Origin of the sequence: Mesorhizobium sp. M8A.F.Ca.ET.207.01.1.1 (genome assembly GCF_004794715.1) — a bacterium.
Classification (GTDB): Bacteria; Pseudomonadota; Alphaproteobacteria; order Rhizobiales; family Rhizobiaceae; genus Mesorhizobium.
In genome coordinates this window covers 1-394 of record NZ_SRUS01000162.1, presented here as the reverse complement: position 1 = coordinate 394, position 394 = coordinate 1, and the positions used below count along the sequence as shown (strand labels likewise).

Here is a 394-nt window from a genome sequence, read left to right as displayed (position 1 = left end):
GGAGCACTCCTTGTGCGGGTCGCCGCGGTGGCGGGGGCGGCAGTCTAGCGGTTGCCCGCCGCTCGCTGAAACGCCCCTGTCATCGACGACCGTCACCCTGCGGGGCTTTCCAGCCTGCGGAGGGTTGGCCGGCCGTGAACAGCGTGAGGATCTGGGAGCAGCGCTACGAACTGCGGCGCCGGCTGCTGCGTGGCTTCTTCCTGCGCCGCGGCTCGGCCCGCGAGGATGCCGAAGACCTGGCACAGGAGGTCTACCTGCGCCTGCTGCGCAGCACCGGCGAGCACGCCGATGCGGTCGAGAATCCGGAAGCCTACCTGTTCACCGTGGCCGCCAACCTGGCGCGCGAGCATGCACGCGCACGCTCGTCGCTGCCGCCACTGGAAGACGTCGATCT

1 protein-coding gene is annotated in these 394 nt (G+C 70.3%); it reads left to right on the top strand.

Annotated features, from left to right (window positions below):
• Positions 1-134 precede the first annotated feature (134 nt).
• Positions 135-394: sigma factor (locus EN850_RS33995; protein WP_281407304.1), on the top strand; the 260-nt coding region annotated here is incomplete at its 3' end.